Origin of the sequence: Brevibacterium aurantiacum, assembly GCF_900169065.1 — a bacterium.
Lineage (GTDB): Bacteria > Actinomycetota > Actinomycetes > Actinomycetales > Brevibacteriaceae > Brevibacterium > Brevibacterium aurantiacum.
In genome coordinates, this window is the sequence record NZ_FXZB01000007.1 from 46,014 (window position 1) to 68,991 (window position 22,978).

Genomic DNA, 22,978 nt, shown 5'->3' on the forward strand with positions numbered 1-22,978 from the left:
CCCGGCCCGTCCACAGGGAAACGAACATCAGTCGATGTCGACTGCAGTGTGGCTGTGGACAGACAGTCGAGTCAGCTGGTTTGCATCGTCCCAGTTCACGGCAGGTATCGTTGTGATCGATCGGGTGCCGACCGATGTTCTCGCTGATGTCCCTCGCCGAGGTGGTCCTGCGAGTGGTGATTCGTCCACAGGGCGGCGAACGTGAGTCGGCCGTCGAAAGTCAGAGACTGTTGCGGTACGGCAACACCATTCTGGGTCTGGCGTCAGCATTGGACCGTAAACTTGGCACAGCGGTGTACTCCACACGAAGAAGGACGATATATGTCGGATCAGGCGGGCCCCGGAAGCGGCCCCGACTCGCAGCAGAACGCGCACTCGGGCAATCCAATGCCTCCGCGCGCGCAACCGCCTCGGGTCGCCGACCCCCGGAACCCTGCTGTTTCGCCTCAGCAGGGAATGCCGCCCCAAGGGCCCCCGATGCAGCAAGGACAGATGCCGCCGCAGGGACAGGGACAGATGCCGCAGCAGCGTCCTCCTATGCAGCAGGGGCCTCCCATGCAACAGAGGCCGCCGCAACAGGGACCACCAATGCAGGGGCCCCCGATGCAACAGGGACCTCCGCCACAGCGCCCGAACAACGACCGATTTCGGCCTCGTCCGCAGCAGCCTGGCCCCGGGACACAGAGGCCCGGACCCGGAACACAGGGACCCGGACCGCAGCAGCCGCCTCGGCAGATTCCTCAGCCGGGGATGAACCCTGCCTCCCGAGGCCAGGGCAACCCCCACCTCGGCGGCCCAGTGAATCAGCCACCGATGAGCCAGCCACCGATGCACGGCCAGCCGCCGATGCAGCGACGCGTCTACGAGCAGGCGCGGTTCGCGCCGACCGTGACTCAGGAGATGCGCGTCCGGGCACATATGCAGGCGCCTCAGCAGGTGGTCTCGGAGACTCCGTGGACCGGGGCTGTGCGCCAATCTCAGCCGGAGGAAGAGCCCGGGTCGACCGCCAACATCATCCGTCTGGTCATCGCCATCCTCGCGGTGGTCGGCCTGTTCGTCGGTCTCTTGATCCTTGCCCTCATCGGGGGACTGAGCTTCGGCGTCAGGCTCTTCGCCTTGGTCGCGCTCTCGGCGCTTCCACTGATCGGAATCATCGCCTACGTGCTCTGGCTCGATCGCTGGAAGCCCCAGCCGAAGATCATCCTCGGCCTGTGCCTCCTCTGGGGTGCCGTCGCTGCCGTCATCCTCACACTCGTGTTCTCCATCGTCGGCCAGGTCGCACTCTTCTTCGCGGGTGTCGGTGCTCTGCCCGATGCCTACGGTGCCGTCGTCGAGGCTCCGGTCGTCGAGGAGACGACGAAGACTGTGCTGCTCGTCGTCATCGTTCTCGCCGCTCGCCGCCACTTCGAAGGCCCTCTCGACGGACTCGTCTACGGTGCCCTCATCGGCGCGGGCTTCGCCTTCACCGAAAACGTCCTCTACCTCGGCGGAGCCTGGGAACAGAGCGGCGAGAATCTTCTGCAGACATTCGTCATGCGTTGCGTACTCTCACCACTGCTGCACACGACGTTCTCCACCTGTGCTGGCGTGACGATCGGCTTCGCCGCCCGCAAGTGGCAGTGGTGGGCGATCATCCTGATGTGGCTTCCCGGTCTGTTGGTCGGAATGCTTCTGCACGCGTTGTGGAACGGCACCATGACCGCGCTCAGCCATTTCCCTGCGATCGTGTCGATCGTCGGTCTCATCATCCTCAGCACCATTCTCACGACCTTGTGGATTGTCCTCGGGCTGCTCCTGCGCAGCAGCGAACGCCTGCACACGCAGAACATGCTCGGTGACTACGCGAACACAGGATGGCTCACCCATTCCGAGGTCGACATGCTGGCCACGTGGAAGGGTCGTAAGTTCGGCAAGCGCTGGGCCGACAGCTTCCCCGGCGGCAAGGAGGAGATGCGCACCATGATCCGTACGTCTGGAGATCTCTCGACGACTCGGATGCGACTTCTGGCCGGAGTCGGCGGCCAGAAGGAACGCGATATCGAGAGCTTTCAGCTGAAGAAGTTCTCCTCCGCCCGCGATCGTCTTCTCGCCGCCTCGAGAAGCGTGGTCCGCTGACTCCCGTGGCACTCGTCGACGTCATCATCATCGTCCTGGGGATCGCTGCGCTCTTCTCCGGGTTCCGCCAGGGGTTCATCATCGGCCTCGGCACAGCCGCCGGCTTCGTGGTCGGCTGGATCGTCGGTCGGCTGCTCTCGCCGCTGGTCGAGAGCCTGAGCGAAGGCACCCAGGCCATGGAGAACCCGGGCGTCGTCACTCTTCTCGCATCGATGCCGCTCGTTCTCAGCGTCCTGTTCGCCTTCTCCGGCAACGGGGTCGGCGCGTGGATCAAACGATCCATGGACTCAGAACTCGGGCAGGGCATCGACTCGATCGGCGGCACGGTCACCGCCGGCGTTGTCTATGTCCTCGTCATCTGGCTGGCGGCAGGTTTCATCCGCACCACTCCGTGGGTCGAACCGAACCGGTGGGTTGCCGACTCATCGGTCATCGCAGCCTTCGACCAGACGATCCCGTACTCTTCACAGAACGCGCTGGGCGATATCTCCAAGGGTCTCAAAGCCACAGGGTTCCCGCAGGTCTTCGCCGGTCAGGCGGAACAGATCCGTGGAGTCGGCGAACCCGACTCCGCGATGGTCGACGTCGGCCGCGGCGTCGAGGAATCGGTCGTCAAGATCACGACCGCCGCGACTACCTGCCCGGCAGGATCCGGAGGTTCAGGATTCGTCTACAGCGACGGGCTCATCGCCACCAATGCTCACGTCGTGGCCGGTTCGACTGAGCTCGCCGTCCAAGTCGGCGGCAAGGGCCGGCCCTACTCCGCCGAGGTGGTGGAATTCGATCCCGAAGCCGACGTGGCCGTCCTGCGGGTTCCAGACCTCGACGCTCCGGCCCTGGACTTCGGCAATGCGCTGGGACCAGGAGATGACTCCGTGGTCGCCGGCTTCCCGCAGAATGGGCCCTACACGATTTCTCCCTCGCGAGTGCGCGAGAAGATCGACGCCCGCGGCCTCGACATCTACGATTCGAATTCCGTGGTGCGCGAGGTGTATTCGGTCCGCGGCATCGTTCGCGAAGGAAACTCGGGCGGTCCGCTGCTTGATGACAATGGAGACGTCGTCGGGATGGTCTTCGCCCGGTCCGCCACCGATGACGAGACCGGATATGCCCTCACCCGCGCGGAGATCAGCGATGAACTGCAGGCGGGTGCCCAGAGCCAAACCCCGCAGCCGACGGGCCAGTGCACCGGTTGAGGCAGTGCACCGGCTGAGCCGGCTACTTCAGGTCGAGCCCGGCCACGACTGCACGGTGGTCGCTTGAGCCGCGATCGAGAACCTCATCTGAGGTGGCGTCGAACCCGCGGTAGAGGACATGGTCGAGCCGGGTGACGGGGAAACGAGCAGGCCAGGTGAAGCCGAATCCACCGCCGGCTTCGACCCGAGTGTCCTCCAGTGGGGGAGAGAGGGTCGAGAAGTTGGTGTCCGTCGTGGCGGTGTTGAAGTCACCGGCGACGATGACGTGCTCGGCCTCATCGGTTTCGACTTCTGTGGCCAATCGGCGGATCGCCGCATTGCGCATGGCCTCATGGCCGGGGCGCACCGAAGGCATGTGCACGGAGTAGAACCTGATGTCGCCATGGTCTGTGGACACTGTGGTGGCGAAGGCGCGCGGCCACTGCAGTCCCAGGTCCACCTCTTCGGGCTCGGACATCGGCCATTTCGACCACACCCCGATCGTGTCGACGACCCGCGAATGCTCGAACGAGGAATCGAGTTCCTTGTGGATGATCTTGCCCGACAGTGACTCCAGCTCCTGGATCGTGACGATGTCCGGGTCGGCATCGACGAGGCTTTGCGCCGCCGCTGTGGGTTCAGGCAGTCTGGCACCCACATTGTGTGTGGCGACAGTGAGATCAGCTCCGCCGCTGTCTCCGGCAGGAATCACCGCGGATCCGAACATCGAGGCCCAGACCACTGTCGGCACCAGGAAGCCGATCGCTGAGAGCACCGAGAAGCGGATGAGGAACATGAGCAGCACGAGGGCCAGGAAGACTCCCGTCCACGGCAGGATGCTCTCGATGAGCAGCGCAATACCCATCCTGGCGGGCAGCAGGTGGTGGAGCAGGAGAAACGCCGCATAGGCTACGCCGAAGATCAGCGCAGTGATCCCCTTGGCCGGGCTATGCGTTTTTCTGGGGTGAGGATATTCCTGGTTCATCGATTAAGAATCTTAACCGCTGAGTCTGTCCTCATGCTGGGTACATCATGCGACGTGTCTCACTTGCACCCGAAAACGACGTTCACCGGTGGGCCGTGGCCGACCACACGGTGACATCTGGGTGTGTGTCGTAGCGGTAGCCGGAGCCCCGCATCGTGCGAATCACCGAGGAGTACTCACCCAAACGCCTGCGCAGGCGTCGGATATGCACATCGACAGTCCTCTCATCAGGAACTTCGCCGCCCGACCAGACGGCTGTGATGAGTTCCTCGCGAGGCAGCGTGGAGTCGGCATGGGAGACGAGAGTCGCCAGGAGGTCGAACTCCTTGGTGGTGACATCGATGAGATCGCCGTCGATGCGAACCTCGCGTCGAGGGATGTCGATGCGCAGGCGCTCGGCAGTCCTGTTCTGGAAGTTCCCATCGAATCGGGAGCCGAATCCACCGGTGGGTGCGGCCTCGCCGACACCCGACTCAGCCTCGCGGCGCAGGGCCGGAGGGTGGACGCGGTTGGGGATGCGCGAGCGCACAGGACCGTGAGTTCCCGCCGGGGTGCCTGTGGCTGCGGGGGAGCCGTTGGCTACGGCACGAACGGCGTCGATGTCGTTGCCGCGGCCTTCAGGAGCCAGCGCGATGACCGCCTGGGTCTCAGCCTGGGAGGCCAATTCCTTGGCGTAGGCCTGCAGCTCACCTGCGATGGCGGAGAGATTCGTGCCATCGGCGGCTGCCTTTGACTCATCGAGACCGATGTAGACGATGATTCCGCGCGCTGCCTTCGGTGAGGGCACGACACCGGCGGGACCGAAGGTATGGGGCGGGTTCTGCGGATCTACTGCACTCAACCGGGCTCCTGCGCGACGGATGGCAGCTGCGCTGCGTGGATGTGCGTACGCTGGTTCTGGATTCGACATGGCTGTCCTTTGCTTCGACCCGAAGGGCCGTTGTGACTGAATGAGTCCGCTGCGGAGTCTGCGTGTACTCGTTCGAGGCCGGACAGCGGAGAGACGGTCACCGACAACGAACGCAGGGCATACACATGCCTGCGGGGCACATTCGCGTCGAGTGAGTCGTAGAAGTCATAGCTTCATTATTTGTCACAAAACTCGCCGGTTGCAAAGGAAAGCCTGAAAATGAGACGAGTGTGACGAAATATGACGCCGAATTCTTCGTCATCCGGCGTCATCCAGCCTGAGTCAGTCGACGATTCCGTACATTCGGTCACCGGCATCGCCGAGCCCGGGGACGATGTAGCCCTTCTCGTTGAGCTTCTCATCCAGTGCTGCCGTGTAGATTTCGACGTTCGCGGACTGTGCGTAGTCCTTCTCGATTCGCTCGACGCCTTCCGGGGCACTGACGAGGCAGACCGCGGTGACATCCCTCGCGCCTCGGGCCAGGAGGAAGTCGATGGCCATGGCCAAGGTTCCGCCCGTGGCCAGCATCGGATCGACGACGAAGATCTGGCGACCGCTGAGGTCATCGGGCAGACGATCTGCATAGGCACTGGGCTCAAATGTCTCCTCATCGCGGACCATCCCCAGGAAGCCCACCTCGGCGGTGGGGAGGATGCGCAGCATTCCATCGAGCATGCCCAGGCCCGCGCGCAGAATCGGGACGACGACCGGGCGCGGTTCGGCCAGGCGGGTGCCGGTGAACGTAGTGACCGGCGTCGTGATCTCCTTGTCCTCGATCGCCACCGAACGGGTGGCCTCGTAAGCGAGAAGCATCACGAGCTCTTCGGTGAGCTGGCGGAAGCGGGCGGAGTCGGTGCTCTGGTCACGCAGGACGCTGAGTTTGTGGGCGATGAGCGGGTGATCGGCTACATGAAGGCGCATAGGAGAAATGGTACGGAACTTTTCATCTTCGCGCGTGGAGCTGTGGTGAAAGGTCGCCCGAAGCGTCACAATGGAGGCATGTCCTACTTCACTGAGATCCTTGCCGAAACAAGCGATGGTTTTCGTGCGCTCGATGTCGATGTTCGGGATGCCTCCGATCTCGACAGCCTTGTCGAGATGATGCAGGCCGCCGGGTCGGAAGACGGCGAATCGGTCGCGGTCATCGAGCACGAGGACGAATGGTTCGGCCTCGTGCGAGTCTGCACGGACAACGAGATCCGCGTCTTCCTGTCCGACCTGCGTGCCGTCGAGCTCAGCCCCTTCGCGGTTATATTCGCCGACTTCCTCGATTCGCAGCCCGATGCCTATGAAGCCGAACCCGAAGAGGAATTCGGTCTCGAAGAGGAACCTGCTGGCGACGACGAAGACGAGGACGAAGAAGTCGAGATGCTCGAGTTCGACGCCGATGCCGAATGGGGCGGCGACGCCGAAATCTACGCCGACCGCGGGGTCCTTGCCGCCGACCTCATCGAACAGGTGGAGAAGTACCGTTCGGATCCTGCCCGCGTCGTTGCCCATGTCGGTGAGACCGTGGGATTCGCCGATCAGCTCCAGGCCGCCCGCTGAGCTCACCGGAGGAGGCTTCGTCTGAGCAGGGCGCGGAGCTCGGCTTCGGCGGGCACCTGCAATTTCAGGAGTGGATGGCACTCGCCCTCGCCGAGGCGGCCCTGGCCAGCGAGCATGACGACGTTCCCGTCGGTGCCGTTGTCATCGACGGCAACGGAGCGGTGATCGGGCGCGGTCACAATCGTCGCGAAGTCGATCAGGATCCACTCGGGCACGCCGAGCTCATGGCCATGCGCAATGCCGCCGAGGTGACCGGACGGTGGCGCCTCGACGATGCCACCCTTGTCGTCACCCTCGAGCCCTGTGCAATGTGTGCAGGGGCTGTGGTCGGGTCGCGGATTGCGCGAGTCGTCTATGGGGCCTTCGATGAGAAGGCCGGAGCCGCCGGTTCGGTCTGGGATCTGCTGCGAGATCGCGCCGCGCTCCACCACCCAGAGGTCTACTCCGGAGTTGCCGCGAGCAGATGCCGTGAGCTGCTCAGCGAGTTCTTCGCCGCGAAACGGGTGAATCCCGGTGGCCGAAGCACGCCGAGGGAGTGAGTCGGCACAGTGGCTCAGGTCACGCCCGCTCGATTTGGACGCCGCCTGGGGCTGACTGTAATGTTGTCCGCGGTGGCGTGTCCGAGCGGCCGAAGGTGCAACACTCGAAATGTTGTGTAGGGTAACCCCCTACCGTGGGTTCAAATCCCACCGCCACCGCGTTTTGCCTGAGCCGTGACATCGTTGGGAGACGGTGTCACGGCTCAGGTTTTTCTGTGCTCGAAGACGAGCGATGACCCTCATTCCTTCCCTCGGCGCCGACTGCGGTCGTGAGCCGCGGACCGCCACCCCGATGGCGGGGGGCAAGCGTGTGGTTTGCGATGATTGCGTGTGGTCGAGGCGGACGACTTGGCCATGGTCAGCAGCGTAATCAGAGTGTGATCGTTGACACATTATGCAAAACAGACTTAACTGGTCAGTCGGAACGGAAGTGTCTTTCCATGATGCGAAAAGAATTTTCTATTGTGAGAGCAGGCTCCGTTTCTCTGCGCATGTTCAAGGCGCATGGTCGCTGACGATGATGTCGGTGACTGATCAAATCGAACAACTTGAGGTGGTCCATGAAAATGGCTGACAACGACCAACAGCGGGACACGAAGACCGCTGACAACAGCAGCGGGAGTCCCGGTCTGCTCGACAGATTCTTCGAAATCACATCACGTGGGTCCTCGATCAAACAGGAGATCCGCGGAGGCATCGTCGCCTTCGTGGCCATGGCCTACATCGTCGTCCTCAACCCGCTCATCCTGGGCGGATCACAGGACGTCGCCGGCAACTCACTCGACTTCGCCCAACTGACCGCCGTCACCGGCCTCGTCGCCGGTGTCATCACGATCCTCTTCGGCGTCGTCGCGAAGCTTCCCTTCGCGCTCGCCGCGGGACTGGGCATGAACAGCTTCCTGGCAGTCTCCGTGGTGCAGGAAGTCACCTGGGTCGAAGCCATGGGGCTCGTCATCATCAACGGCATCATCATCGTCGTCCTCGGAGCCACCGGCATCCGGACAGCGATCTTCAATGCTGTGCCCCACGCGCTGAAGGTGGCGATCACGGTCGGCATCGGCCTGTTCATCGCATTCATCGGCTTCGTCAACTCCGGCTTCGTCACCCGCACCCCGGCAGGACCTCCCGTCCAGCTGGGACAGGACGGCTCGATCGCATCGCTGCCGACTCTGGTGTTCGTCGTGGCGCTGATCCTCATCGGCATCCTCGTCGCACGCAACATTCCGGGCGGAATCCTCATCGGCATCATCGTGGCTACGATCCTGGCCATGATCATCCAAGCATTTGCGAAGCTGGGCACCGTGGGTGACCCGGTCAGTCCGGATCCGAGGGGCTGGAACCTCGCCGCGCCTGAGATTCCCGCCCAGGTCGTCGCCTTGCCCGACTTCTCCCTCGTCGGAGCCTTCGACCTGTTCGGAGCCTTCGAGCGCATCGGTGTCCTCGCGGCCACAATGCTCGTCTTCACCCTGGTGTTCACGAACTTCTTCGACGCCATGGGCACGATGACCGGTCTGGCCCGCAGCGCCGGTCTGCAGACGAAGGACGGAATGTTCCCCCGCATCCGCGGTGCATTCATCGTCGAAGGCATCGGTGCCGTCGCCGGTGGTGGAGCCTCCGCCTCGTCGAACACTGTGTTCGTCGACGCGGCAGCCGGCATCGCCGAAGGTGCCCGAACGGGACTCGCCGCCTGCATCACGGGCGTGCTGTTCCTGGTGTCGATGTTCTTCGCACCGCTCATCGGCGTCATTCCGATGGAGGCCGGCGCCGCGGCGCTCGTCGTCGTCGGCGCCATGATGGTCACACAGATCCGCGAGATCGACATGAGTGACTTCAGGACCTCGCTGCCGGTGTTCCTGACCATGGTCACCATGCCGCTGACCTATTCGATCGCCAACGGAATCGGCGTCGGATTCATCTCCTGGGCACTCATCCACGCGATGAGCAAGCGCGGCCGGGACGTGCACTGGCTTCTCTGGGTCGTCTCCGCCGGATTCGTTCTGTACTTCGTTCGCGGACCGATTTCGGCTATCTTGGGAGGATGACGAATATGTCTGAGATCACAGCTTGGTCGAAAGGCCAGATCGCACACGGGTGCTGAGAACGATTGAGTCGACGGCCGCGGGTGCCAGACCCGTGCCGCGACACCACGTTCTTCGCTGCTGTTCGCATGGATAACCAGAAGTTTCGAAGAACGAAGCAAATGTTCTAACCATGCACTGTGCGCCGCATAGACGAGGCGCAGGAGGTAAGTGCGATGTCTGCTCCGGCAACTCAACGTTCCACCGCCCAGGTTTCAGTGAACTCAGACGTTCACGAATTCGACGGGCCACCACATACAAATGCTCTCGACTTCCTCCGCGGAGTCGGCCTCACCGCAGCCAAAGAAGGCTGCGCCGAAGGCGAATGCGGGGCCTGCGCGATCATGGTCGCCCGCCCCGATGCCGATGGCTCAACCCGCTGGACATCGATCAACTCGTGCCTGCTGCCTGCCGCCGCACTCGACGGCCAGGAAGTCATCACGGCAGAAGGCCTCGCCGACGGTGAGTCCGTCCACCCCGTCCAGGAAGAGATGGCCGTGCGCGGCGGATCCCAATGCGGATACTGCACCCCCGGCTTCATCTGCTCGATGGCCGCCGAATACTACCGCCCCGAACGCGCCGACGACGCCGCAGAGGCCACCGCTGACGCAGGCGAGCACGAGCATCACTGCGGTCCCAACGGCTTCGACATCCACTCCCTGTCCGGCAACCTCTGCCGCTGCACCGGCTACCGCCCCATCCGCGACGCCGCCTACGCACTCGGCCAGCCCGAACCCGGCGACACGATCGCCCAGCGACAGCAGAACCCGGCACCCGCCTCGGCGAGCACCGACATCCATCGCGCGGACACAGCCACCGGTGAGACCGGACGTTTCCGTCGCCCCTCCACCCTCGCCGAGGCGCTGGATATCTTGGCGAGCGAACCCGAGGTTCTCGTGGTCGCCGGCGCCACCGACTGGGGTGTGGAGGTCAACATCAAGGGGGCACGGGCGAAGTCGATGCTCGCCATCGACCGTCTGCCCGAGCTGCGCGGCATCCGCCGCACTCCCGAGTACATCGAACTCGGTGCCGCTCACACCCTGAGTGAACTCGAACGCGAACTCGCCGGTTCGATCCCGCTGCTGGGCAAGCTGATCCCGCAGTTCGCCTCCCGCCTCATCCGCAACGCCGCCACCATCGGCGGCAACCTCGGCACAGGCTCACCCATCGGCGACACCCCGCCGGCACTCCTGGCCCTGGACGCGCAGCTCGTGCTCACCTCGGCGATGGGATCTCGGGTCGTGGAGCTGGCTGAGTACTTCACCGGCTACCGGCAGACCGTGCGCGAGGCCGGTGAACTCATCACCGCCATCCGCATTCCGCTGCCGCTGGCACCCATGACCTCATTCCAGAAGATCGCGAAGCGCCGCTTCGACGACATCTCCTCGGTCGCCATCGGCTACGCGGTCACCGTCGACGGCGGGATCGTGACCAAGGCCAGACTGGGACTCGGGGGAGTCGCAGCCACCCCGCTGCGCGCCACTGCCACCGAAGCCCAGCTCGAAGGCTCACCCTGGAGCCTCGAAACTGTCCATGCAGCGGCAGAGACACTGGCCGCAGAAGGCACCCCGATGGATGATCACCGGGCGAGTGCGAAATATCGGACCGCGATGCTGCGGTCCTCATTGGAACGCTTCTATGCCGAACAGGAGGCAGCACGATGAGCCACCTCTCACAGCGACCCACCGACCCCATCGTCGGCGAGTCCCATCACCACGAAAGCGCCTTCGGTCACGTCACCGGAGCGGCCCTCTACACCGATGACCTCGTGGGACGCCTCGCAGGAGTCCTCCACGCCTATCCCGTGCAGTCCACCCAGGCGCACGCGAAACTGGGCAAGGTCGACATCGAGCCCGCCTATCAGGTGCCCGGAGTCGTCCGCGTCATCACCGCGGCAGACGTCCCCGGAGTCAACGACCAGGGCGTCAAACACGATGAGCCGATGCTGCCCGTCGACGAAGTGATGTTCTTCGGCCAGCCCATCGCCTGGGTCCTCGGCACCGACTTGGAGGCGGCGAAGGCCGGAGCCGCGACAGTGGTCGTGGACTACGAGCCACTGCCCTCGCTGGTCACTGTGCGTGAGGCGATCGATGCGCAGAGCTTCCACGGTGTCCAGCCCGTCATCGACAAGGGTGACGCGGACGGCGCCTTCGCCGATGCCGCGCACGTCTTCGAAGGCGAGTTCGAGTTCGCCGGACAGGAGCACTTCTACCTCGAGACCCAGGCCTCACTGGCCCACGTCGACGAGAGCGGACAGGTCTTCGTCCAATGCTCGACGCAGCACCCCACCGAGACCCAGGACATCGTCTCCCACGTCCTCGGAGTTCCCGCCCACGAGGTGACCGTGCAGTGCCTGCGCATGGGCGGCGGCTTCGGCGGCAAGGAAATGCAGCCCCACGGCTACGCCGCACTCGCGGCCCTCGGCGCGAAGCTCACCGGTCGCCCGGTGCGCCTGCGACTCAACCGCACGCTCGACATCACCATGACCGGCAAGCGCCACGGCTTCCACTCCTCGTGGAAGATCGGCTTCACCGACGAGGGCAAGATCCTCGCCCTCGACGCGACGCTGACCGCCGACGGCGGGTGGAGCCTCGACCTGTCCGAGCCCGTGCTCACCCGCGCCATGTGCCATATCGACAACGCCTACTGGGTGCCCAACATCCGGGTGGCCGGACGCATCGCGAAGTGCAACAAGACTTCACAGACGGCCTTCCGCGGATTCGGCGGACCCCAGGGCATGCTCGTGATGGAGGACATCCTCGGCCGAGTCGCCCCGAAACTGGGACTCAGTGTCCGCGAACTGCGCCGCCGCAACTTCTACTCCGCCGGCCAGGACACCCCCTACTACCAGCCCGTGCGCCATCCCGAACGGATGGAAGCCGCCTGGGACCAGCTCCTGACCTCCGCCGAGGTGGAGACTCGGGAAGCTGAGATCGCCGAATTCAATGCCCGGAACGAGAACGTCAAACGCGGGCTCGCTCTGACCCCGGTGAAGTTCGGGATCTCGTTCAACCTCACCGCCTTCAACCAGGGTGGGGCCCTCGTGCTCGTGTACAAGGACGGTTCCGTCCTCGTCACCCACGGCGGCACCGAAATGGGGCAGGGCCTGCACATGAAGATGCTGCAGGTCGCGGCCACCACCCTCGGTGTGCCCCTGTCCACGGTGCGGCTTGCGCCCACGCGCACGGACAAGGTTCCCAACACCTCGGCGACGGCGGCGAGCTCCGGCACCGACCTCAACGGCGGTGCGGTCAAGGACGCCTGCGAGCAGATTCTGGGCCGCCTGACGCAGGTCGCCGCCGGGATCCTCGGGGCTCCGGCACACGAGGTCAGCGTCAGCCGCGGCATCGTCAGCGCCCTGTCATCGAAGAAGACGGTGACCTGGGAAGAGCTCATCAATGCCGCCTACTTCCAGCGGATCCAGCTCTCGGCCTCCGGGTTCTACCGGACCGAGGGACTGCACTGGGACCTGTCGCTGATGACCGGCGAACCCTTCAAGTACTTCGCCTACGGCGCTGCCGCGAGCGAGGTCGAGGTCAACCGCTTCGACGGCTCCTACCGGCTGCGCCGCGTCGACATCGTCCATGACGTCGGGGACTCGCTCTCACCGCTCATCGACTTGGGCCAGATCGAAGGCGGCTTCGTCCAGGGCGCCGGGTGGCTGACCTTGGAGGACCTGCGCTGGGACGAATCTGACAAGCCCAGCCGGGGACGCCTGGCGACCCAGGCCGCAAGCACGTACAAGATCCCGAGCTTCTCCGAAGCACCCGAGGTCTTCAACGTCTCGCTGCTGGACAAGGCCCACGAAGAGGGCGCGGTCTACGGTTCGAAGGCCGTGGGTGAACCCCCGCTCATGCTCGCCTTCTCCGTCCGTGAGGCCCTGCGCGATGCCGTGGCCGCCTTCGGTGAGCCAGGCCGATCCGTGCAGCTGAACTCGCCGGCCACGCCCGAATCCGTGTTCTGGGCCATCGAATCGGTGCGCTCGCCAGTCGCCAGCGATGCTTCCGTGCCTGGTGATGCTGCGCAGGGGAGCCCAGAAGGCATCAGTGTCCCGTCATGACCTGGATGGACACAGCAGCCGAGCTTCGCAGGGCTCGAGTGCCGGCCGTCCTCGTCACTCTCGCCTCGGTCCGCGGGCATGCCCCGCGTGAGGCCGGCGCGAAGCTGATCGTCACCGCCGATGACCTGCATGGGACCATCGGCGGCGGCAATCTCGAGATGACGGCCGTTACTCGAGCCCGCGAGATCCTCGCGGCCGAGTCGGACTCCGAACCGGAGATGCTCACGCTGCGGCTCAACGACAAGGCACCGGCCAAGTACGGACGTCAGTGCTGCGGGGGAGAGGTCAGCGTTCTGCTCGAACCGCTGCCCGTTCCCGCCTCGGTGGCGATCTTCGGTGCCGGCAACATCGGACTCGAACTCACCCGGATCCTGGCCCGCCACGACATCGACGTCCACGTCAGCGACTCCCGTCCCGAGCACCTTGAGGAGCTCGACCGACTGGAGCCGTCAGTGGCGCAGATCCACCGCGAGTTCGCCGTCGTCGGCGAGGAGGTGCTCGTCGGGCTGCCCGCGGGCGCCCACGTGCTCATCATGACCCACGACCACGCCGAGGATCTCCACCTCTGCGATGCCGCACTGACCCGCGGCGACCTCGGCTCCATCGGCCTCATCGGGTCGAGCGCCAAATGGCAGCGCTTTCGGAAGAATCTCGTTGCCGAGGGCCACACACCCGAGACCGTCGACACCATCGACTGCCCCATCGGCCTCCCAGACCTGCCCGGCAAGCAGCCAGCGACGATCGCGCTCAGCGTCGCCGCCGACCTCCTGCGCCGCATGGGCTGAGCCTCTCGACAGACCGACTTTTTCACCTTTCAAGGAGTACCCCTATGTTCATCTACCGCGCCCGTGTCTTCGACACACCGACCGACCCCTTCAGCGGGGGAAGCCTGCGCTCTGAGTCAGACGTCGCACTCGTCGTCGATGACGGACTGATCATCGCCCGCACCGATTTCGCGAGTGCGACCGCGGACCATCCCGACGCCGAGGTGGTCGACCTCCGTGCTGGTGTCCTCATCCCCGGACTCATCGACACCCACGTCCACTACCCGCAGATCCGTGCCATCGGCTACCTCGGCAAACCCCTGCTCGACTGGCTCGACCACTGCGCCCTGCCCGAAGAGGCGAAGCTGGGCGATCACGACTATGCCTCGGCCCTGGCCGGCGAGTTCCTCACCGGACTGACCTCGGCGGGGACCACCTCGGCGATGGTCTTCGGTTCGCACTTCGCCACCGCGATGGACACCTTCTTCACCCAGGCCGCCGAGGTGGGTCTGCGGATCACATCGGGACTGGTCACCAGCGACACGATCCTCCCGGAACCGCTGCTGACGAGCGTGGAGAGATCCGTGTCCGAGAGCCAGGACCTCATCGATCGTTGGCATGGGAAGGGCCACCTTCGGTACGCGGTGACTCCGCGCTTCTCGTTCTCCGCCGGTCAGGAGCTGCTGGCGGCCGGCGGGCAGCTGGTGGCCGACAACCCGGGCATCTGGGTGACCTCGCACCTCAACGAGAACCGCGACGAGATCGCCGGTGTCGCCGAGAAGTTCCCCGAGGCACTCGACTACCTCGACACCTACGATCGGGCCGGCCTGCTCAATCGGCAAACGATCCTGGCCCACAACGTCCACCCGAGCGACCGCGAACTGGCACGGATGGCTGAAGTGGGGGCCGCCTCGGCGCACTGCCCGACCTCGAACTCGAACCTGGCCAGCGGTTTCTTCCCGCTGCGCCGACACATCGAGGCCGGGGTCCGTGTGGCACTGGGCTCCGACGTGGGCGCGGGAACCGGATTCTCACTGTTCAAGGAGGGTGTCCAGGCCTACTTCATGCAGCAGCTCGATCCCTCCGGCGGTCTGCCGCTGAGTTCGGCACATCTGCTGCACCTGGCCACTGCGGCCGGCGCCGAGGCACTGGAACTGAGCGACCAAGTTGGGGACCTGTCCGAGGGCAAGCGCTTCGATGCCGCCTACATCCAGCCGACCGAGGGTCAGCCCCTGGCCGTGGGGCTTGAGCACGCCAGCAGTGATAACGACGCTCTGGCGAAGATCTTCGCCATGGGGACCCCGGCCGACATCGCCCAGGTGTGGGTCGACGGTCGGCTCGTCAAGGGCTGAGGATCAGCGGTGGTTGTCTGAATCGCTGGTGACCACCTGTTTCACGCTGGCGGTGTCGACGATGTCTCCGCAGTCGATCGCGGCTTGGATCTCCTCGGCCTGCTCATCGGGTACGAGCGGGATCTCCTCGCCGTCGCAGTCGACGAACTTCCCATCGATGAACTGATCGCCCTCGCGCAGATCCTTGAGGTTCGAGGGCGTGAGGAAGCGTGCCGGTTTCGCGGCGTAGACGGAAGCGTTGGTCGAGTTGCCGAAGCGCAGCTCGTTGAACAGGAGGTTGAGCAGCACCGCCATGATCGCGGCCGAGGAGATTCCCGAGTGGAAGATCGTCTGCACCCAGGACGGAAAATGCTCGTAGAAGTCGGGCTTGACCACGGGGACGAGGGCGAAGGCGAGGGACGCGGAGACGATGATGAGGTTCATATTGCCCTCGAACTTCACCTCCTTGAGGTTGCGGATGCCTGATCCCGACACGGTTCCGAAGAGGATGAAGCCGGCGCCGCCGAGGACGGGCATCGGCACCGCAGCGACGACCTGACCGAGCACGGGCATGAGCCCCAGGAGGATGAGGATGACGCCGCCCGCGGAGACGACGAAGCGGGAGCGGACTCCTGTCAGCGCCACGAGGCCCACGTTCTGCGCGAAGGCCGATTGGGTGAAGGAGCCGAAGAAGGGTGCGATGACCGAGGAGGCCATGTCGGCGCGCAGGCCGGCCGCGACCCGCTTCTTGTCGACCGGGGTGCCGATGATCTCGCCGACGGCCAGCACATCGGCCGCGGTCTCGGTCTTGATGACGAGGATGACGATGAGCATCGACCCGATCGCTGCGAGGTCGAAGGTCGGTGCGCCGAAGGGCAGCAGACCCGGGATCGCCACGGGGGCACCCTGCCCGACCTCGGAGAAGTCGGTCATGCCCATGGCGGCACCGATGCCCGTGCCGATGATGAGACCGAGCAGAATCGACAGCCGCGAGATGGCGGCCGAGCCGACCTTGCTCAGCAGCAGGATGACGGCGAAGGTGATGAAGGCCAGGGCGATGTTCTGCACTGAGCCGTAGTCCGCAGCGGCCTCATCGTCGCCCATGGCCCAATTGGCGGCCGTCGGGATGAGCGTGAGTCCGATGGCAGTGATGACCACCCCGGTGACCACGGGTGGGAAGAAGCGGATGATCCGCGCGAAGAACGGGGCGACGACGAAGCCGATGACGCTGGCGACGATGACCGCGCCGAAGATGTCGCTGAGACTGCCGCCGCCGGTGAGAATGGCGAGCATCGTCGCGACTCCGGCAAAGGAGACGCCCTGGATGAGCGGCAGCTTCGACCCGACGAGGGGAAAGCCGATGCTCTGGATGAGTGTGGCGATGCCGCCGACGAAGAGGCTGGCGGTGACCAGCGCGACGAGCTGATCGCCGTCGACTCCGGCCGCCTTGCCGATGATGAGGGGCACCGCGATGATGCCGCCGTACATCGTGAGGACATGCTGGAGCCCGTAGGCGAAGAGCTTGGGCACAGGGAGCCACGCGTCTTCGGGTCGCTTGGACCCGGGCGGGAGGGACTTCGTCGTCGAATTCTCGGTCATATCTCAGCCTTCCGGAGTAAGCCTCATTACTCTTCCGTATCGTGGATTCGATCTTCCACAAAGTGTGATCTCCACTACGTTCTGCCTCTTTTTCTGCGAAGTCAAATAAGGGATTCGGGTAGCTGATTTCGAATTTCGGGGCAAGTTGTCGGCACTCCGCTGCCGTCGAGAATTTCTGAGTATTCCGCCTCGGTGGGTTGACCTCGTCTCAGTTGCCTGCCTATGCTTGATTTCATCAAACGGAAATGAGTTTCCACAATACGGAAAACATGAATCCACACTCGCAGCGACGCGAAGGAGAATCCCATGACGACATTCGATTTCACCAATGCCGACAGCTACATCCTCAACTGCTCCACCCTGCTCACCGAGCTGCCCGTGATGGAGCGGGCGCAGGCGGCCAAGGATGCCGGCTTCAGCCAGGTCGAGTTCTGGTGGCCCTTCGACGGCAACCCGAGGCCCACCTCGGCGGAGGTCGATGAGTTCATCGCCTCACTCGACAAGGCCGGAGTCGAACTCAAGGGCCTGAACTTCTGGGCCGGGAACATGGCCGCCGGCGACCGGGGCATGGTCTCGATCAAGGGCGCCGAGGCCGACTTCGCGGCCAACGTCGACATCGTCGTCGAGATCGGCCGTCGCACCGGCTGCCGCGCCTTCAACGCCCTCTACGGTCTGCGCACCGAAGGCCAGACGCCCGAAGAGCAGGACGAGGTGGCCGTGGCCAACCTCAAGCTCGCCGCCGACGCCGTGGCCGCCATCGACGGCACCGTGCTCGTCGAACCCGTCTCCGGAGCCGAGGACTACCCGCTCAAGCGCGCCTCCGACGCCGCCGCGGTGGTCCAGCGGGTCCGTGCTCAGGGCGTTGCCAACATCGCCGTCCTCGCCGACTTCTTCCACATGTCGATCAACGGCGACGACGTGGCCGCGGTCATCGAGGCCGACGCCGCGAAGTTCGGACACATCCAGATCGCCGACGCCGCCGGCCGCGGAGCACCCGGAACGGGCGAACTGCCCCTGCAGGACTGGATCAACCGCTCCTACGAACTCGGCTACACCGGCTCCATCGCCCTCGAATACAAGCAGGATCGCGCCACCGCATTCGAATGGCTCGCGAACTGAAACCGTCTCCACCTCCGACATTCCTCACCAGATAGGACACGAACATGAGCAAGACAATCGCATTCATCGGACTCGGAATCATGGGTCTGCCGATGGCCAAGAACCTCGTCAGCGCCGGCTTCACCGTCCGCGGCTACAATCGCTCGCCCGAGAAGGCCGCCGAGCTCGCGAAGGCAGGCGGTCAGGCCGCAGGCACCATCGCCGAGGCGGTCGACGGTGCCGATGTCATCATCACCATGGTCCCGGACTCGCCCGACGTCGAAGACGTCCTCACCCGTGAGGACGGCATCCTCGCTCACGCCAAGTCCGGCGCGTACTGGATCGACAACTCGACCATCCGCCCCGACGTCGCCAAGAACCTCTCCGCTCAGGCAGCTGAGAAGGGGCTCAAGCCTCTCGACGCACCGGTCTCCGGTGGCGAAGCTGGCGCGGTCAGCGGTGCGCTGTCGATCATGGTCGGCGGAGACCAAGCCGACTTCGACGCCGTGGTCGATGTCTTCGATGCCGTCGGCAAGACCATCGTCCTCGTCGGACCCTCGGGCTCGGGGCAGACCGTGAAGGCCGCGAACCAGCTCATCGTCGCCGGCAACATCGAACTCCTTGCCGAAGCAGTCGTCTTCCTCGAGGCCTACGGAGTCGAGACCACCTCGGCGCTGCAGGTCCTCGGCGGGGGACTGGCCGGATCGAAGGTTCTTGAGCAGAAGGGCCAGAAGATGCTCGACCGCTCCTTCGATCCCGGGTTCCGCCTGGCACTGCACCACAAGGACATGGGCATCGTCACCGCAGCTGCCCGCGAAGCCGGCGTCGCGATCCCACTCGGATCGGCCGTCGCCCAGCTTGTGGCCTCGACCGTCCAGCAGGGCAACGGGGGACTCGACCACTCGGGTCTGTTCACCGTCGTCGAGCAGCTCTCGGGCAAGAAATAATCCCCACCACTATCCGGACCGGCGACAGCGTCGTCGCCGGTCCACTGAACTTCGGTCCTTGACTGGGCCACTGAAACGAAGGAAGAACAATGACACGTATGCGCGCAGTTGACGCAGTGGTGCTCATCCTCGAAAAGGAAGGCGCCACGGAAACATTCGGCCTGCCGGGCGCGGCCATCAACCCGCTGTACTCGGCGATGAAGGCCCACGGCGGAATCCGCCACACACTGGCCCGCCACGTCGAAGGGGCCTCCCACATGGCCGACGGGTACACACGGGCAGCGGCCGGGAACATCGGCATCTGTCTCGGCACCTCGGGACCGGCCGGCACCGACATGATCACCGGACTCTACGCCGCAGCCGCGGACTCGCAGCCCATCCTGTGCATCACCGGACAGGCTCCCGTCGCGGTCCTCGACAAGGAGGACTTCCAGGCCGTGGACATCGCCTCCATCGCGAAGCCCGTGACCAAGATGGCCAAGACCGTGCTCGAGGCCGGTCAGGTCCCCGGGGTCTTCCAGTCGGCCTTCCAGCTGATGCGCTCGGCCCGTCCCGGACCGGTGCTCATCGACCTGCCGATCGATGTCCAGCAGACCGAGATCGATTTCGACATCGACACCTACGAACCGTTGGTGCCATCGAAGCCGGCGGCAACCTCGGCGCAGGCGGAGAAGGTCCTCGACCTCATCGCAGCGGCGAAGCACCCGCTCATTATCGCCGGCGGCGGCATCTTCAACGCCGATGCCGCGGACAAGCTCGTCGAATTCGCCGAGGCGACCTCGATCCCGGTCTCGCCGACCCTGATGGGCTGGGGCGCGATTCCGGACGACCACCCGCTGCAGGCAGGCATGGTCGGCATCCAGACCCACGTGCGCTACGGCAATGCCTCGTTCCTGGAATCCGACCTGGTCATCGGCATCGGCAACCGCTGGGCCAACCGTCACACCGGTGACCTGGGGGTCTATCGCAAGGGCCGGAAGTTCGTCCATATCGACATCGAGCCGACCCAGATCGGGCGCGTGTTCTCACCCGACTACGGTGTCGTCTCCGATGCCGGAGCCGCCCTCGATGCTCTGCTCACGGCCGCACGCGGTCGCAGCGGCGGCGCGAGCCTGCCGGACTTCACCGGCTGGGCCGGCGAGTGCACGGATCGGAAGTCCACCGAGCACCGCAAGACCAACTACACGGACATGCCGATCAAGCCGCAGCGCGTCTACCAGGAGATGAACGCTGCCTTCGATGAGGACGTGACCTATGTGTCGACGATCGGCCTGAGCCAGATCGCCGGGGCGCAGATGCTCCACGTGTACAAGCCGCGCCACTGGATCAACGCGGGTCAGGCCGGACCCTTGGGCTGGACCGGACCGGCCGCGCTGGGTGTGGCGAAGGCCAAGCCGGATGAGACCGTGGTCGCGCTCTCCGGTGACTACGACTTCCAGTTCATGATCGAGGAGCTCGCCGTCGGTGCGCAGCACAAGATCCCGTACCTGCATGTCGTCGTCAACAACTCCTACCTAGGCCTGATCCGTCAGTCACAGCGCGGCTTCGACATGGACTACGAGGTGTCGTTGGCCTTCGAGAACATCAACTCCTCGGGTGAGGCCGCGAGCTACGGCGTCGACCATGTGGCCGTCGCACAAGGCTTGGGCTGCAAGGCGCTGCGCGTCGAAGACCCCGAGCTCATCGGCGAGGGGCTGCGGGTGGCGAAAGAGCTCATGAGTGAGCACCAGGTGCCAGTGGTACTCGAGGTCATCCTCGAGCGCGTCACGAACATCTCGATGGGGGCCGCCCTCGACGCGATCAACGAGTTCGACGTCCTCGCCCAGACTCCGGCAGATGCGCCCACCGCGCTGACGCCGATGGGTGAACTGGCCGCGGCGAAGTAGTTGGGGCGCGGCCGGCGCGGCGCGGTTCAGTAGCCGCGCCAGATGTCGGCTGCACCACATTTGGTATACCATAGTCCCGGGAGCGTCGGAGGGTTGGTTCCGACACTCCCGGGACTTGTCTGACATGCTTGGCGAGACACGTCGCAGCAGACATCGGGCATCGATGCCGTGGAAACGACCGGGATCGATGCCGAGCAGAGAACTTGGCCTGCGGGCCGATGAAACGAGGAGGATGCATGAACGTCGATGACGCCGGTACACAGGGTCCTGACCAGGACTTCGACCTGATCATTCGGGCACAGCGGGCAGTTCTGCCCGAGGGCGTGAGCGCGGCCGAGATCGGCGTTCGTGCGGGCAAGATCGTCGAGGTCGCCACCGGGGGAGCGGTGCTCAGCGGTGCCGCCTCGGCGGATGCGAAGGTTGTCGACGTCGATGAGTCGCAGGTTCTCCTGCCCGGGCTCGTCGATTCGCACGTGCATGTCAATGACCCGGGCCGCAGCGAATGGGAAGGCTTCGCCAGTGCCACCCGCGCCGCAGCCGCCGGCGGGGTGACGACGATCGTCGACATGCCGCTGAACTCCCTGCCGCCGACCGTCAACGTCGAATCCCTCGACATCAAGCGCGAAGTAGCCGCATCCAAGGCATTCATCGATGTCGGCTTCTGGGGCGGGGCGATCCCCGGCAATACCGGTGACCTCAAGCCCCTCTTCGACGCGGGCGTCTACGGTTTCAAGTGCTTCCTCGAAGACTCGGGAGTCGATGAGTTCCCACCGCTGGAGCCAGATGAGCTGCGCGCCGATCTGGCCGAGCTCGCGAAGTACGACGGCCTGCTCATCGTCCACGCCGAGGACCACTCGGTCATGGCCGAGGCCCCGAAGAACTCGGGCCGCAAGTTCAGCGACTTCCTCGCCTCCCGCCCGCGCGAGGCCGAGAACGTCGCGATCGCACGGGTCATCGAGGCCGCCCGCGAGACCGGTGCCCGCGCCCACATCCTGCACCTGTCATCGGCAGATGCGCTGCCGCAGATCGCCGCGGCCAAGGCCGAGTGCGTGAAGCTCACCGTTGAGACCTGCCCCCACTACCTCGTGTTCACCGCCGAGGAGATCCCGGACGGAGCGACGACGCACAAGTGCTGCCCGCCGATCCGTGAGGAATCCAACCGCGAGGCCCTGTGGCAGGGCCTGGTCGACGGCACGATCGACTGCATCGTCTCCGACCATTCGCCCTCGACGGCCGAACTCAAACTGCTCGACACCGGCGACTTCGGGGCAGCCTGGGGCGGAATCTCCTCGCTGCAGCTGGGTCTCTCCCTTGTATGGACCGAGGCTGCCAAGCGCGGCATCGACCTCGCCGAGGTGGTGGCCTGGATGTCCAGTGCCCCCGCCTCCGTCGCTGGAGTGGAGAACAAGGGCGCGATCGCACTCGGCAACGACGCGGACTTCGCAGTCTTCGCTCCCGACGAGGAGTGGACGGTCGCAGCCGCCGAGCTCTACCACCGCAACCAGATCAGCGCCTACGACGCCCGCACCGTCCGCGGCGCCGTCAAGCAGACGATCCTCCGCGGCGCCCCCGTGAACTTCGACGAGCCCCAGGGCCACCTCCTCCGCGCCCGCTGAGGCGCGCCTCGCAAGGGGCTTCATCGTTACAGCAACCTTCCGGGCGCTGAGCAACCTTTAGCGGGGTTGCTCAGCGCCCGGAAGGTTGCTCAGTTTGATGACGCGAAGCATTCGGGTTGCTGAGGTACGAAGTTGTTGCTGACGATACGACCACCTCTGTGCACAGGTTTATCCACAGAATCGCGGAATATGTTGCTGTTTGCTGTTGAATGATGCAATTTAGTTGTTATGTATGCGCACATCACCGCCGCACGTCTGGTTCGCTTGGGATTCTCTCGAGAGGAAATCCGGCGAGCGCTGCGCTGCTGCCTGCGCAGGGTGGCGCGA

At 64.8% G+C, this 22,978-nt stretch carries 17 protein-coding genes and 1 tRNA gene; 14 read left to right on the forward strand and 4 right to left on the reverse strand.

Annotated elements, in window-relative coordinates; genetic code table 11:
• Positions 1-813 precede the first annotated feature (813 nt).
• A complete protein-coding gene (locus BAUR9175_RS06155) occupies positions 814-2,115 on the forward strand; it encodes a PrsW family intramembrane metalloprotease (protein WP_257944283.1) in 1,302 nt (433 codons plus the stop codon).
• A gap of 5 nt (positions 2,116-2,120) precedes the next feature.
• Positions 2,121-3,311 carry a MarP family serine protease gene (locus tag BAUR9175_RS06160; protein WP_101583255.1) on the forward strand — a complete coding sequence of 397 codons (1,191 nt, stop codon included), beginning with the start codon at positions 2,121-2,123 and terminating at the stop codon, positions 3,309-3,311.
• Positions 3,312-3,333: 22 nt separating this feature from the next.
• On the opposite strand, the gene BAUR9175_RS06165 is transcribed toward BAUR9175_RS06160, so the two are convergent.
• The 3 genes from BAUR9175_RS06165 to upp all read right to left on the reverse strand — a co-directional run bounded on the left by BAUR9175_RS06165 (position 3,334) and on the right by upp (position 6,106).
• Complete coding sequence (locus BAUR9175_RS06165) at positions 3,334-4,275, reverse strand: endonuclease/exonuclease/phosphatase family protein (protein ID WP_009883964.1); 942 nt, start codon at positions 4,273-4,275, stop codon at positions 3,334-3,336.
• Between the two features lie 82 nt (positions 4,276-4,357).
• Positions 4,358-5,185: a winged helix-turn-helix transcriptional regulator gene (locus tag BAUR9175_RS06170; RefSeq protein ID WP_009883965.1), complete on the reverse strand. Its 828-nt coding sequence runs from the start codon at positions 5,183-5,185 to the stop codon at positions 4,358-4,360.
• Between the two features lie 282 nt (positions 5,186-5,467).
• Positions 5,468-6,106, reverse strand: a complete 639-nt coding sequence (gene upp / locus BAUR9175_RS06175; RefSeq protein WP_009883966.1) for a uracil phosphoribosyltransferase — start codon at positions 6,104-6,106, stop codon at positions 5,468-5,470.
• A gap of 78 nt (positions 6,107-6,184) precedes the next feature.
• On the opposite strand from upp, the gene BAUR9175_RS06180 reads away from it, so the two are divergent.
• The 8 genes from BAUR9175_RS06180 (at position 6,185) to guaD (ending at position 15,526) form a co-directional block, all read left to right on the forward strand.
• Positions 6,185-6,733: a tRNA adenosine deaminase-associated protein gene (locus BAUR9175_RS06180; protein ID WP_101583257.1), complete on the forward strand. Its 549-nt coding sequence runs from the start codon at positions 6,185-6,187 to the stop codon at positions 6,731-6,733.
• Positions 6,734-6,807: 74 nt separating this feature from the next.
• Positions 6,808-7,272 (forward strand): tRNA adenosine(34) deaminase TadA, encoded by a 465-nt coding sequence (gene tadA, locus BAUR9175_RS06185; RefSeq protein WP_101583259.1) that lies wholly within the window; start codon positions 6,808-6,810, stop codon positions 7,270-7,272.
• Positions 7,273-7,343: 71 nt separating this feature from the next.
• Positions 7,344-7,431: transfer RNA gene (locus BAUR9175_RS06190), tRNA-Ser, on the forward strand.
• Positions 7,432-7,838: 407 nt separating this feature from the next.
• A complete protein-coding gene (locus BAUR9175_RS06195) occupies positions 7,839-9,314 on the forward strand; it encodes an NCS2 family permease (protein WP_101583261.1) in 1,476 nt (491 codons plus the stop codon).
• Positions 9,315-9,526: 212 nt separating this feature from the next.
• The gene (locus tag BAUR9175_RS06200) at positions 9,527-11,014 is read left to right on the forward strand and encodes a xanthine dehydrogenase small subunit (protein ID WP_101583263.1); all 1,488 of its coding nucleotides are present in this window, start codon (positions 9,527-9,529) and stop codon (positions 11,012-11,014) included.
• Complete coding sequence (xdhB, locus tag BAUR9175_RS06205) at positions 11,011-13,410, forward strand: xanthine dehydrogenase molybdopterin binding subunit (RefSeq protein ID WP_101583265.1); 2,400 nt, start codon at positions 11,011-11,013, stop codon at positions 13,408-13,410. The genes BAUR9175_RS06200 and xdhB overlap by 4 nt, the downstream gene beginning before the upstream one ends.
• A complete protein-coding gene (gene xdhC / locus BAUR9175_RS06210; RefSeq protein WP_180959210.1) occupies positions 13,407-14,195 on the forward strand; it encodes a xanthine dehydrogenase accessory protein XdhC in 789 nt (262 codons plus the stop codon). Before xdhB ends, xdhC begins: the two co-directional genes overlap by 4 nt.
• Positions 14,196-14,239: 44 nt before the next feature.
• Positions 14,240-15,526 (forward strand): guanine deaminase, encoded by a 1,287-nt coding sequence (gene guaD / locus BAUR9175_RS06215; protein ID WP_096158315.1) that lies wholly within the window; start codon positions 14,240-14,242, stop codon positions 15,524-15,526.
• 3 nt (positions 15,527-15,529) lie between these two features.
• Here guaD and BAUR9175_RS06220 read toward each other — a convergent pair whose 3' ends face one another.
• Entirely contained in the window at positions 15,530-17,104 is a 1,575-nt protein-coding gene (locus BAUR9175_RS06220; protein WP_096168446.1) for a nucleobase:cation symporter-2 family protein, read from the reverse strand.
• A 306-nt stretch (positions 17,105-17,410) separates the two neighbouring features.
• Here BAUR9175_RS06220 and BAUR9175_RS06225 point away from each other — a divergent pair, with 306 nt between their 5' ends.
• The 4 genes from BAUR9175_RS06225 to allB all read left to right on the forward strand — a co-directional run bounded on the left by BAUR9175_RS06225 (position 17,411) and on the right by allB (position 22,651).
• Positions 17,411-18,223, forward strand: a complete 813-nt coding sequence (locus BAUR9175_RS06225) for a hydroxypyruvate isomerase family protein (protein WP_096146567.1) — start codon at positions 17,411-17,413, stop codon at positions 18,221-18,223.
• A 44-nt stretch (positions 18,224-18,267) separates the two neighbouring features.
• Positions 18,268-19,149, forward strand: coding sequence for a 2-hydroxy-3-oxopropionate reductase (locus tag BAUR9175_RS06230; RefSeq protein ID WP_096146568.1), 882 nt, complete (start codon positions 18,268-18,270; stop codon positions 19,147-19,149).
• An 89-nt stretch (positions 19,150-19,238) separates the two neighbouring features.
• The gene (gene gcl, locus BAUR9175_RS06235; protein ID WP_096146569.1) at positions 19,239-21,035 is read left to right on the forward strand and encodes a glyoxylate carboligase; all 1,797 of its coding nucleotides are present in this window, start codon (positions 19,239-19,241) and stop codon (positions 21,033-21,035) included.
• A 236-nt stretch (positions 21,036-21,271) separates the two neighbouring features.
• On the forward strand, positions 21,272-22,651 hold the full coding sequence (allB, locus tag BAUR9175_RS06240; protein ID WP_101583268.1) for an allantoinase AllB: 1,380 nt from the start codon (positions 21,272-21,274) through the stop codon (positions 22,649-22,651).
• Positions 22,652-22,978 lie beyond the last annotated feature (327 nt).